A 12,523-nucleotide genomic window follows, 5' to 3' on the forward strand; every position below is an offset into this window, starting at 1 on the left:
ACTGCGCCTTTTTGCGCGGGAACGGTCGGTATGGAGGTGTTTTGTATGTGCGGCATTGTTGGTTATGTCGGTAAGCGCAGTGCGCAGGACGTGCTGCTGGATGGTCTGGAAAAGCTGGAGTATCGCGGGTACGACTCCGCCGGTGTGGCGCTTGCGCTGGACGGCGGCATCCGCGTGGTAAAAAGCAAAGGACGGCTCACCGCCCTGCGGGAAAAGCTGGCGGCGCAGCAGCTGGCACAAAGCTTCTGCGGCATCGGCCACACCCGCTGGGCTACCCATGGCGAGCCCAGCGATGTGAACAGCCACCCGCATTCGACCCCGCGTGTGAGCATTGTGCACAATGGCATCATTGAAAATTACGGCCTGCTCAAGGAGCGCTTGGCCGCAAAAGGCTATACCTTCCAGAGTGAGACGGACACCGAAGTGCTGGTAAAGTTGATCGACAGCTGCTATACCGGTGACCCGCTGCGTGCATTGCAGCAGGCGCTTGCCAAGGTGCGCGGTAGCTATGCGCTGGCCGTGCTGTTCCGGGATTACCCGGACACCATTTTTGCAGTCAAGCGGGAAAGCCCGCTGATCGTCGGCTGGGGCGAGGGCGAAAACTTTGTGGCTTCGGATATTCCGGCACTGCTCAAGTATACCCGGAAATACAGCGTGCTGGAAGAAGGGGATATGGCCGTCTGCACCACAGAGGGCATCCGCTTCTACAACGAATTTGGTGAGCCGGTGGAGCGCCAGCAACTGACGGCGGACTGGGATATGGAAGCTGCCGAAAAGGGCGGCTATCCCCACTTTATGCTCAAGGAGATCAACGAGCAGCCTGCGGCCATTATGGCCACGGTCAGCCCCCGTGTAGAGGACGGACTGCCGGTGCTGCGCATCCCGGAGCTGACCGATGAAGTGCTGCGCGGTATTGGCCGGGTGCATCTGGTGGGCTGCGGTACGGCTATGCATGCCGGCATGGTGGGTAAATCTGCCATCGAAACGTTGGCCCGTGTGCCCGCCGAGGTGGACATTGCCAGCGAGTTCCGTTACCGGGATCCCATTCTGGAAAAGAACGATCTGGTCATCATCATCAGCCAGTCCGGCGAGACCAGCGACACGTTGGCAGCGCTCAAGCTGGCCAAGAGCCGCGGCGTGCCGGTGCTGGCCATCGTGAATGTGGTTGGCAGCTCCATTGCACGTGCCGCAGATTATGTAATGTACACCTATGCCGGGCCGGAGATCGCGGTAGCATCCACCAAGGCGTATATGGTGCAGATGTGCGTGCTGTATCTGTTTGCACTGCGGCTGGCCTACGCGCGCGGACGGCTGAGCGAGGCAGAGACCCGCCGCTTTACGGCCCAGCTGCTGCGCGCACCGGAGGTCATCAAGCCGCGCCTTGCAGATTGTGAGCAGATCAAGTACCTTGCCAGCCGCTATGTGAACACCCAGAGCTGCTTCTTCATTGGGCGCGGGTTCGACTATGCGCTCTCGCTGGAGGGCAGCCTGAAACTCAAGGAGATCAGCTATGTGCACTCGGATGCCTATGCAGCCGGTGAACTGAAACATGGTACCATCAGCCTGATCACCGATGGCGTGCCGGTGATCGCACTGGCCACCCAGAAACAGGTGTACGAAAAGACCATTTCCAATGCCAAGGAGACCCGCAGCCGCGGCGCAAGGGTGCTGCTGTTTACCACAAAGGATGCTGTGGTGCCGGAAGGCGTGGCAGATGCCGTGATCCGGCTGGATGAGTATGAGGATATCCTGATGCCGCTGCAGCTCATTGTGCCGCTGCAGCTGTTTGCCTATTATATGGCTGTTCTGCGCGGCTGTGACGTGGATAAGCCGCGCAATCTGGCCAAGAGCGTGACCGTGGAGTGACGGCATAAAACGCAGCCAGAAAGCCCTGCACGAAACAGAAATAAAAAAACAGGACCTGCTCTGAATCACTGAAGTGCATTCTGTCAAGTAGAAAAAAATAATATAAGGTTTTTGTTCGCCGTTTCCACAAGGAGACGGCGAATTTTTTGTGCAAAATCGGTATCAGGCAGCTCGGTTCATGGCACCGACATGAGCCTGCATCGACATCTGGATGAACAGACGGTGCTGGTAACGGCGGCTGTTGCAGCAGTCAATCGTGAAGAGTGATTGTTCTTTCTTGACATGAAAATACCCCCAGAGTACTCAGAGTTTTTGTCTCTGTCTACTCTAGGGGTAGCGTATCACATGGAATGCCGGGGCATTGTGATTTATAGATTATTTGTTTCGGCAGGAGGTGCTTCCGATGCAGACGCTTCTACCGGAACATCGTCCTCCGGGTCACCGAAGTTGTCGTGGTAAGTCTGCAGCAGGTCGATCTCCTTGTTGCGCTTCAGGCCGTAGATGACCAGCTTTTTGATCACATCATAGATGACTGCAAACAGCGGCACACCTACGATCATGCCCACAAAGCCCCACAGACCGCCGAACAGCAGGATGGCGAACAGTACCCAGAAACTGGAAAGACCGGTGGTGTTGCCCAGGATCTTGGGGCCGATCACGTTTCCGTCCAGCTGCTGCAGCACCAGAACGAACAGGACGAACCACAGCGCCTTGATGGGGCTCTGAATGAGGATCAGCAGGGTGGCGGGCACGGCACCGATGAACGGGCCGAAGAAGGGAATCACATTGGTCACGCCGATGATCACGGAAACCAGAAGGGCACTGGGGAACTTGAAGATCAGGCAGCCGATATAGCACAGCACGCCGATGATGGCGGAATCCATGATCTTGCCGTTGATGAAACCGCCGAACATCTTATCGGCGTACTTCACTTCTTCCTTGATCAGCTCTGCCCAGCGGGGCTTGAAGATGCTGTAGAGCACCAGCTTGGCCTGCTGAACAAAGCGCTTGCGGCTGGCCAGCATATACACGGCCACGATGATGCCGATGATCAGGTTCTTGGCCATGGTCACTACGTTCAGCACACCCACTGCGGCACCGCTGACGATGTTCTGCATGGAGGGCAGGAGCCGGGTCTTGATCAGATCATCGATATTGGTGCTGATGGTGGCATAAGCAGAGTTGAGCATGTCCATGATCTGCTGGTTGTTCTCAATGAACTCCACATGATTCGCCCACTGCACGAACTTTGCGAGGTTGCGCTGCGCAGTGTAGTACAGGGTGGTCACGCTGGTAATGAGCTGCGGAATGATCATCATGCACAAAGCGTAGATGAGGAGCAGGCCGAACAGGATGGTCAGCGTAACGGACAGCACATTGACCAGACCATGCATCTTTTCCGGGATGAACCGGCGCAGAAAGCTCTCGATGGTGTTGCACACAGGTTTGAGCAGGTAGGCGATGACGGCACCGTAGATGAATGGCATCAGAATGCCGGTCAGCGTGGAGATGGCATCGCCAAAACCATCGAAGCGGTAGATCAGGAAAAAGAAGATGATGCTCAGGGAGATCGCTCCAAATCCTGCCAACATCCCGTAGAGATAGGGCTTGATGTGCGGCTTTTTGTCCATCATGATAGACTCCATTTCAGCCGCGGACAGCAGGAATCCCCGCGGCACTTATCAGATTTTGTTGCTCCTGCGCCAGATGTGCATTTTTTCGGCTTCCTTGATCAGGTCTTCACGGAAGTCGGGATGTGCTACGCTGATCAGAGCTTCAGCCTTTTCCCAGGTGGTCAGGCCCTTCAGGTTCACGCAGCCGTACTCGGTGCACAGGTAGTGGATGTTGGCACGGGTATCGGTGACGATGCTGCCGTTTTCCAGAGTGGGACGGATGCGGCTCTCCAGCTGGCCGGTCTTCTTATTAAAGAAGGTAGAGGACAGGCAGATAAAGCTCTTGCCGCCCTTGGAAAGGTATGCGCCCAGAACGAAGTCCAGCTGACCGCCGGCACCGGAGATGTGCTTGAGGCCTGCAGTCTCGGCGTTCACCTGACCGAACAGGTCGATGTCCACAGCGTTGTTGATGGAAATAAAGTTATCCAGTGCGGAGATGCTGCGGATATCGTTGGTGTAGTCCACGGGTGCAGACATGCACTCCGGATTATCGTTCAGGTAATCGTACATTTTCTGGGTGCCGGCACCGAAGGCGTAGACCTGACGGCCCTTGTCCAGCTGCTTGCATGCACCGGTGATCTTGCCGGCCTTGGCGATATCCACAAAGGCATCCACATACATTTCGGTGTGCACGCCCAGATCCTTCAAATCGCTCTGTGCGATCAGGCTGCCGATGGCATTGGGCATACCGCCGATGCCCAGCTGCAGGCAGGCACCGTTGGGGATCTGCGGAACGATCAGGTTGGCAACCTTCAGATCCACTTCGGTAGCAGCACCGGGAGCGGCCATCTGGCCGATGGGCGGGTTCTCGCCTTCCACGATGCCGGTGACCTGAGAAATGTGGATGCAGTTCTCCATGCCGCCAAGGCAGCGGGGCATGTTCTTGTTGACCTCAACGATGATCTTCTTGGCTTTTTCGCACACAGCACCCAGATGAGATGCACTGGGGCCGAAGTTGAAGTAGCCATGCTCGTCCATGGGGGTCACCTGGAACACCGCCACATCCAGCGGATCCGGGCTTTCGCGGTAGTAGCGGGGCAGCTCGGAATAACGGATGGGGGAGTAGAAGGAGAAGCCCTGTGCAATGGCCTTGCGCTCAATGCCGCCCATATGCCAGCTGTTCCATGTCATGTGTGCAGCGGGATCGTCGATCTGGAAGATCGCGGGCACCCACATCAGGATGCCGCCGCGGAAGTTGACACCTTCCAGCTCAGGCAGACGCTTTGCGATCTCGGCATCCACCGCCACAGGGGTGTTCACAGCCCAGCCGTAATCCACCCAGTCACCGCTTTTGACCAGTGCGGCAGCCTGAGCGGCGGTCATTTTCTTCTGAGCATACAGTTCCGTAAAATCCATTATAAACCATCCTCTCCTATAATAACATAAAGGAATTGTAAATTTATCATTTACTCTTCCTGCACGGACAAATCTTTGCAGGATGTTTACCACCTGTTGGCAATTTGAACACAGCTCTGACACAGGCGGATGATATCCTGATAACCAGCAGAAGGCAGCTGTCGGACAGGGCAGCAGATCTGCACAACTTAGTTATAACATTAACAATGTGTAGAATCAATAGTTTATCGAGAAAATTTTGACCGACTGGCAATATGGACAAAATTCGAGGAGTTTTTGGACGATTGTTTGGTACTGGAAAACCAAAATCTTTGCAAAAGGACTTGATAAAATTTTGACGATATGGTTTACTTATAGCGTAGCAGGCAGCTGCGATGCAGCACGACATTGATTGTTTAAATTTTAACGATAAAACGTACAGCTTGCACAAAAATCTTGCACCCAAGACTGGAAAGTGCTATCATGGCAGAACCAAAACGCGCTTTTCACAGCGCTCAAGGAGGACACCAGACGATGGCAACAGCAGTTTATCCCGGTTCGTTCGATCCGGTCACAAAAGGGCATCTCGATATCATCAAGCGCGCAGCAAAGATCAACGATCATCTGATCGTGGCGGTGCTCAACAACAGCGCAAAGAATCCGCTCTTCACCGTGGAGGAGCGCGTAGAGCTGCTCAAGGAGTGCTGCAAAGGCATCCAGAATGTTTCGGTGGAGAGCTTCGACGGCCTGACCGTGGAGTTCGCCAAGAAACGGCACGCTTCGGTGATGGTGCGGGGCCTGCGGGCGGTGACGGATTTTGAAAACGAGATCCAGCTTGCGCAGACCAATCACGCACTGATGCCCGGCATCGAGACCATGTTTCTGGCAACGAGCATCAAGTGGAGCTACCTTTCTTCCACCATTGTAAAAGAGGCAGCTTACTACGGCAGCGACATCGGTAAGTTCGTCACACCCAATGTGGAAAAGGCGGTCAACGAAAAGTATGCGCTGATCCGGCAGAAAAAAGACCCCGAGACCTAATTTGTAAAAGCGCTTACGGGCGTTTTGATAAAAATGGCTTACGAAAAGTAACACATACACAATTCAGGAGGCTATTCACATGAAAAAGATCGTTATCGCATCTGCATGCCGTACCGCTATTGGCAAGTTCGGCGGCACTCTGGCAAACGTTCCCGCAGTTGAGCTGGGCTCCATCGTCATCAAGGAAGCTCTGAACCGTGCAAACGTCGCTCCCGAGCAGGTCGATCATGTCTACATGGGCTGCGTCATTCAGGCCGGTCTGGGCCAGAACGTCGCTCGTCAGGCTGCTCTGAAGGCTGGCCTGCCCATCGAGACCCCGGCTGTCACTGTCAACGTGGTGTGCGGCTCCGGTCTGAACTGCGTCAATATGGCTGCTCAGATGATCGAGGCTGGCGATGCTGATATCGTGGTCGCAGGCGGCATGGAGAACATGGACATGGCTCCCTTCGCACTGCAGAAGGCTCGTTACGGCTACCGCATGGGCGCTCCTATGGGCAAGAGCGAGATCGTGGATACCATGGTCAACGATGCTCTGTGGGATGCCTGCGGCTTCAACAAGCACATGGGCATGACCGCTGAGAACGTCTGCACCAACGAGACCTATCAGAAGAAGTACGGCTACAGCCCCATCACCCGTGAGATGCTGGACGAGTTCTCATACAACAGCCAGCTGAAGGCTGACAAGGCCATCAAGGACGGCGCTTTCAAGGACGAGATCGTTCCCGTTGTGATCAAGGGCAAGAAGGGCGACACCGTGTTCGATACTGATGAAGGCCCCCGTCTGAGCGCTCCTGAAGTGCTGGCAAAGCTGAAGCCCGCTTTCACCAAGGACGGCATCGTGACCGCCGGCAACTCTTCCGCCATCAATGACGGCGCTGCTGCTCTGGTCATCATGAGCGAGGAGAAGGCTAAGGAGCTGGGCGTGAAGCCTCTGGCTACCTGGGTCGCAGGTGCTTTGGCTGGCGTTGAGCCGGAAGTCATGGGTCTGGGCCCCATCGCTGCTACCAAGAAGGTCATGGCTAAGACCGGCATGAGCGTTGCTGACATGGATCTGATCGAGGCCAACGAGGCATTTGCTGCTCAGTCTGTGGCTGTCAGCCAGGCTCTGAACTTTGATATGAGCAAGGTGAACGTCAACGGCGGCGCAATTGCTCTGGGCCACCCGGTCGGCGCTTCCGGCGCTCGTATCCTGGTCACCCTGCTGTATGCTATGAAGCATCGCGGTGCTCACAAGGGTCTGGCTACCCTGTGCATCGGCGGCGGCATGGGCTGCGCTACCATCGTTGAGATGGACTAAGTTCCACCTCTTGGAATCCTGACTGAATGACAGACCCGGACGGGGAAGGGAACCGGAGAGCCTTTCCTCCGTCCGGGGGCTGTTTGTGATAATTGATAAGATTTGAATAGGAGGTTTTCACAATGGCATTTGTAAAAACCGAGGTGCAGGGTGCAGTTGAGATCATTACCATCGACCGCCCCAAGGCACTGAATGCCCTGAATCCCGAAGTTCTGGCAGACCTGAAGGCAGCTTTTGAGGCTGTGGATCAGGAGACTGTCCGCTGCATCGTTCTGACCGGCGAAGGCGACAAGAGCTTCGTGGCAGGTGCAGATATCGGTTCCATGAGCACCATGACCAAGGCAGAGGGCGAGGCCTTCGGCAAGCTGGGCAATGATGTGTTCCTGATGATCGAGAGCTTCCCCATCCCCGTTATTGCAGCCGTGAACGGCTTTGCACTGGGCGGCGGCAACGAGCTGGCTATGAGCTGCGACATCCGCATCTGCTCTGACAACGCTGTGTTCGGCCAGCCGGAAGTGGGTCTGGGCATCACCCCGGGCTTCGGCGGCACCCAGCGTCTGGCACGTCTGGTCGGCATGGGTATGGCAAAGCAGCTGGTCTACTCTGCACTGAACATCAAGGCGGACGAGGCTCTGCGCATTGGTCTGGTGAACGCTGTGTATCCTCAGGCTGAACTGATGGAGAACGTGCTGAAGCTGGCCGGCAAGATCGCAAAGAATGCACCCATCGCTGTACGCAACTGCAAGAAGGCAATCAACGGCGGCATCAGCCTGCCCATCGAGAAGGCTGTTGAGGTCGAGGAAAAGCTGTTCGGCAGCTGCTTCGAGACCCACGACCAGAAGGAAGGCATGGCCTGCTTCCTGAGCCGTGAGAAGCCGAAGCCCAAGGCAGTGTTCACCAACAACTAATCCATTACTACATAATTTTTGATATTAAAGGAGAGGTTTCCTATGAAGATCGGTGTTATCGGCGCTGGCACCATGGGCCAGGGCATCGCAAAGGCATTTGCACAGGTTGAGGGCAACACCGTTGCTCTGTGCGACATCAAGCAGGAGTGGGCCGAGAATGGTCTGGCAAAGATCAAGAAGGGCTACGAGAAGCTGGTTGCCAAGGGAAAGATGACGCAGGAAAAGGCAGACGCTATCGTTGCTGCCATCACCCCGGGCCTGAAGGAAGACCTGTGCGCTGACTGCGATCTGGTCGTTGAGGCTGCTTTTGAGGATATGAAGGTCAAGCAGACCACCTTCGGCGAGCTGGATAAGATCTGCAAGCCCGAGTGCATCTTCGCTTCCAACACTTCTTCTCTGTCCATCACCGAGATCGGCAAGGGTGTTAGCCGTCCGCTGGTCGGCATGCACTTCTTTAACCCCGCAGACCGCATGAAGCTGATCGAGGTCATCGCAGGCTGCAACACTCCCGCTGAGACCGTTGAGAAGATCAAGGAGATCTCTGTTGCCATCGGCAAGCAGCCGGTTCAGGTCAACGAGGCTGCAGGTTTCGTTGTCAACCGCATCCTGATCCCCATGATCAACGAAGCAGCCTTCATCAAGATGGAAGGCGTTTCCGATATCGCTGGCATTGACACTGCCATGAAGCTGGGTGCCAACCACCCCATGGGTCCCCTGGAGCTGGGCGACTTCATCGGCCTGGATATCTGCCTGGCTATCATGGACGTGCTGTACAAGGAAACCGGCGACAGCAAGTACCGTGCATGCCCGCTGATCCGTAAGATGGTCCGCGGCGGCAACCTGGGCTGCAAGAGCGGCAAGGGCTTCTACGTTTACAACGCAGACCGCACCAAGACCCCTGTTGACCAGCTGTAAATTCTGATAAACGTTTCTCCCGACCGTGGAAACGCGGCCGGGAGGAATTTGTTTGCACCGGGCAATTCCGGTAAATGAAAAAGACCCGTTAGGAGGATATAGCGATGGATTTTACTCTGTCCAAGCAGCAGCAGATGGTACAGAAAATGTACCGCGAGTTTGCTGAGAACGAAGTCAAGCCCCTGGCAAAGAAGGTTGATGCGGAAGAGTACTTCCCCAAAGAGACCGTCGAAAAGATGGGCAAGCTCGGCATGATGGGCATTTATTTCCCGACTGAGGTCGGCGGTGCAGGCGGCGATGTGCTGTCCTACGTCATGGCAGTGGAAGAGCTGAGCAAGGTCTGCGGCACCACCGGTGTCATCGTCTCTGCTCACACCAGCCTGTGTGCTGCTCCTATTTATGAAAATGGTACTCCCGAGCAGAAGGCAAAGTATCTGCCCAAGCTGTGCAGCGGTGAGTGGCTGGGTGCTTTCGGCCTGACTGAGCCGGGTGCCGGCACTGATGCACAGGGTCAGCAGACCTTTGCAAAGCAGGACCCCGAGACCGGTGATTGGATCCTGAACGGTTCCAAGATCTTCATCACCAACGCCGGCTACGCAAACGTCTTTATCGTTATTGCTGTCACCGATATCGTGCCCGACAAGAAGGGCCGTCCTACCAAGCAGTGCTCCGCCTTTATCGTGGAGCGCACCGACCCGGGCTTCTCCGTCGGTAAGGCTGAGGACAAGATGGGCATCCGCGGTTCTTCCACCTGCGAGCTGATCTTTGAGGACTGCCGCATCCCTGCTGACCGTATGCTGGGTGTGCGTGGCCGCGGCTTCCAGCTGGCTATGGCTACTCTGGACGGTGGCCGTATCGGTATCGCATCTCAGGCTCTGGGCATTGCCGAGGGCGCTCTGGAAGAGACCGTTGCTTACGTCAAGGAGCGCAAGCAGTTCGGCCGCAGCATTTCCGCATTCCAGAACACCCAGTTCGAGCTGGCTGAGATGAAGGCACGCGTTGAGGCTGCAAAGTATCTGGTCTACGCTGCTGCTCTGAAGAAGCAGGAAGCAATGGATGGCAAGAAGGTCCGTTACAGCGTTGAGGCTGCTCAGGCAAAGCTGATCGCAGCCCGCACCGCAAGCGATGTGACCCGCCGCTGCCTGCAGCTGTTCGGCGGTTACGGCTACACCCGTGACTATCCCATCGAGCGCATGATGCGTGATGCCAAGATCACTGAGATCTACGAGGGCACCAGCGAAGTGCAGATGATGGTCATTTCCGGCGCGCTGCTGAAGTAAGGGAGGCAAGAGTTACAATGAAAGCAATTGTTTGTGTAAAGCAGGTTCCTGATACCTCCGGCAAGGTGTCCGTCAAGCCCGATGGCACTCTGGACCGTGCTTCGATGGCTACCATCACCAACCCTGATGACCTGAACGCTCTGGAGGCTGCTCTGAAGCTCAAGGACGCTACCGGCTGCGAAGTCGTTGTTGTTACCATGGGTCCCCCGCCGGCAGAAGGCATGCTGCGTGAGCTGCTGGCCCGCGGTGCAGATAAGGCTGTTCTGGTCTCCGGCCGTGAGTTCGGCGGTTCCGATACCTTCGCAACCAGCCAGATCCTGGCTGCTGCCGTCAACAAGATCGGTGTCGGCCCCGAGGACGTTGTGTTCTGCGGCCGTCAGGCAATCGATGGTGATACCGCTCAGGTCGGTCCTCAGATCGCTGAGAAGCTGCACCTGCCTCAGGTCACCTATGTGGCTGACATCCAGAAGGATGGCAACACCCTGACCGTGAAGCGTATGCTGGAGGACGGCTACATGATGGTCAAGGTGCAGACTCCCTGCCTGCTGACCTGCATCAAGGAGCTGAACCAGCCCCGTTACATGAGCGTGAACGGCATCTTCACCTGCTACGACAAGCCGATGGAAGTGTTCGATTACAACGCACTGAAGGACGATCCGCTGATCGAGGTCGATACCATCGGTCTGAAGGGTTCTCCGACGAACGTCTTTAAGTCCTTCACTCCTCCGCAGAAGGGCGCAGGCACCATGCTCAAGGGCGACGATACTGCCGCACAGCTGGCTGGTATCCTGGCCAAGAAGCACCTGATCTGATGAAAGGAGCATAGGATTACAATGGCTGATTTTAACGAATACAAGGGCGTATGGGTCTTCTGCGAGCAGCGCCAGGGCGCACTGATGTCCACTGATTTCGAGCTGGTGAGCGAGGCTCGCAAGCTGGCTGATGAGCTGGGCTGCGAGGTCACCGGCCTGCTGCTGGGCGACAACGTGGAAGGCATTGCCAAGGAACTGGGCGGCTATGGTGCCGATAAGGTCATGGTCTGCGACAGCCCCCTGCTGAAGGACTACACCACCGATGCATACGCTAAGGTCGTGTGCGACATGGTCAACGAGTACAAGCCCGAAGTCCTGCTGATCGGTGCAACCAACATCGGCCGCGATCTGGGCCCCCGCTGCGCAGCTCGTCTGCACACCGGCCTGACCGCTGATGCTACCCATCTGGACATCGACACTGCAAAGTACATTGATTTCCTGAAGGAGAGCTCCACCATCGACCTGTCCAAGCAGAAGTTCGATATGGAAGACCGCAACCTGAAGATGACCCGTCCCGCATTCGGCGGCCATCTGATGGCTACCATCATCTGCCCCCGCTTCCGTCCGCAGATGTCCACCGTGCGTCCCGGTGTTATGAAGAAGGCTCCCTTCGATCAGGCCAAGGCTGATGCCTGCCAGATCGTGAAGCCCGCATTCGCTCTGGCTGCTGAGGACATCAAGACCGAGGTCCTGAGCGTTGAGAAGGCCGCTGAGAAGCTGGTCGATCTGATCGGCGCAGACGTGATCGTCTCTGTCGGCCGCGGCATCAGCAAGGATGTCAACAAGGGCATTGAGCTGGCTGAGCAGCTGGCAGCTGCTCTGGGCGGCGGCGTTGTGGGTGCTTCCCGTGCCGTCACCGATGCAGGCTGGATGACCGCTGACCATCAGGTTGGTCAGACCGGCAAGACCGTGCACCCCAAGATCTATGTTGCTCTGGGCATCTCCGGCGCTATCCAGCACACCGCTGGTATGCAGGACTCCGAGTGCATCATCGCTGTCAACAAGAATGAGGGCGCACCCATCTTCGGTGTTGCCGACTACGGCATCGTGGGCGACCTGTTCAAGGTAGTTCCCGAACTGATCAAGCAGATCGAGGCAGCAAAGGCTGCTCAGTGATCGACTGACGCGAGATCTTTTTATAGCATAGCCTGAATTGTGGGAGGGCGGCTCTTCGGAGCCGCTCTTCTTTTTATATAAGGAATACGGCACAGCACAGATGGCCCTGAAAAGGCTGCCTGTGCTGTTTTTTGTTGCAGAAAGTACAGCCAAAGGCCGGCTCCAGCCCAGAAAAGGGCTGCGGGAGGGAAGTGGGACGGAAAAGCGCACACAAAAGTCTGGTGCGCTTTGAAATATGCATATAAGCGAGTAAACATACAGAAAAATGCATGAAAAACAT

The 12,523-nt window shown here is 56.1% G+C and carries 10 protein-coding genes; 8 read left to right on the forward strand and 2 right to left on the reverse strand.

The genetic code is table 11. The features are described 5' to 3' along the window. The first annotated feature begins 45 nt into the window (after positions 1-45). On the forward strand, positions 46-1,866 hold the full coding sequence (glmS, locus tag WMO17_RS00565) for a glutamine--fructose-6-phosphate transaminase (isomerizing) (protein WP_349137264.1): 1,821 nt from the start codon (positions 46-48) through the stop codon (positions 1,864-1,866). A gap of 368 nt (positions 1,867-2,234) precedes the next feature. Here glmS and WMO17_RS00570 read toward each other — a convergent pair whose 3' ends face one another. Both WMO17_RS00570 and WMO17_RS00575 read right to left on the reverse strand, forming a co-directional pair. Then, the gene (locus WMO17_RS00570; protein WP_349137265.1) at positions 2,235-3,500 is read right to left on the reverse strand and encodes an AI-2E family transporter; all 1,266 of its coding nucleotides are present in this window, start codon (positions 3,498-3,500) and stop codon (positions 2,235-2,237) included. A 48-nt stretch (positions 3,501-3,548) separates the two neighbouring features. After that, positions 3,549-4,895, reverse strand: a complete 1,347-nt coding sequence (locus WMO17_RS00575; RefSeq protein ID WP_097774826.1) for a butyryl-CoA:acetate CoA-transferase — start codon at positions 4,893-4,895, stop codon at positions 3,549-3,551. A gap of 513 nt (positions 4,896-5,408) precedes the next feature. Between WMO17_RS00575 and coaD the strand changes: the two genes are divergently transcribed. The 7 genes from coaD to acrA all read left to right on the forward strand — a co-directional run bounded on the left by coaD (position 5,409) and on the right by acrA (position 12,243). Continuing rightward, positions 5,409-5,915: a pantetheine-phosphate adenylyltransferase gene (gene coaD / locus WMO17_RS00580; protein WP_044953444.1), complete on the forward strand. Its 507-nt coding sequence runs from the start codon at positions 5,409-5,411 to the stop codon at positions 5,913-5,915. A gap of 79 nt (positions 5,916-5,994) precedes the next feature. Continuing rightward, on the forward strand, positions 5,995-7,212 hold the full coding sequence (locus WMO17_RS00585; protein WP_097774827.1) for an acetyl-CoA C-acetyltransferase: 1,218 nt from the start codon (positions 5,995-5,997) through the stop codon (positions 7,210-7,212). A gap of 122 nt (positions 7,213-7,334) precedes the next feature. After that, positions 7,335-8,120 carry an enoyl-CoA hydratase-related protein gene (locus WMO17_RS00590; protein WP_097774828.1) on the forward strand — a complete coding sequence of 262 codons (786 nt, stop codon included), beginning with the start codon at positions 7,335-7,337 and terminating at the stop codon, positions 8,118-8,120. A 42-nt stretch (positions 8,121-8,162) separates the two neighbouring features. Then, positions 8,163-9,035, forward strand: a complete 873-nt coding sequence (locus WMO17_RS00595; protein ID WP_005940172.1) for a 3-hydroxyacyl-CoA dehydrogenase family protein — start codon at positions 8,163-8,165, stop codon at positions 9,033-9,035. Positions 9,036-9,139: 104 nt separating this feature from the next. After that, complete coding sequence (locus WMO17_RS00600) at positions 9,140-10,315, forward strand: acyl-CoA dehydrogenase family protein (protein ID WP_005940174.1); 1,176 nt, start codon at positions 9,140-9,142, stop codon at positions 10,313-10,315. 17 nt (positions 10,316-10,332) lie between these two features. Beyond that, positions 10,333-11,127 carry an acryloyl-CoA reductase electron transfer subunit gamma gene (gene acrB / locus WMO17_RS00605; protein WP_005940175.1) on the forward strand — a complete coding sequence of 265 codons (795 nt, stop codon included), beginning with the start codon at positions 10,333-10,335 and terminating at the stop codon, positions 11,125-11,127. Between the two features lie 21 nt (positions 11,128-11,148). Then, positions 11,149-12,243: an acryloyl-CoA reductase electron transfer subunit beta gene (gene acrA / locus WMO17_RS00610; protein WP_349137266.1), complete on the forward strand. Its 1,095-nt coding sequence runs from the start codon at positions 11,149-11,151 to the stop codon at positions 12,241-12,243. Positions 12,244-12,523: the final 280 nt, after the last annotated feature.

Origin of the sequence: Faecalibacterium faecis (assembly GCF_040096475.1) — a bacterium.
GTDB classification, from domain to species: domain Bacteria; phylum Bacillota; class Clostridia; order Oscillospirales; family Ruminococcaceae; genus Faecalibacterium; species Faecalibacterium taiwanense.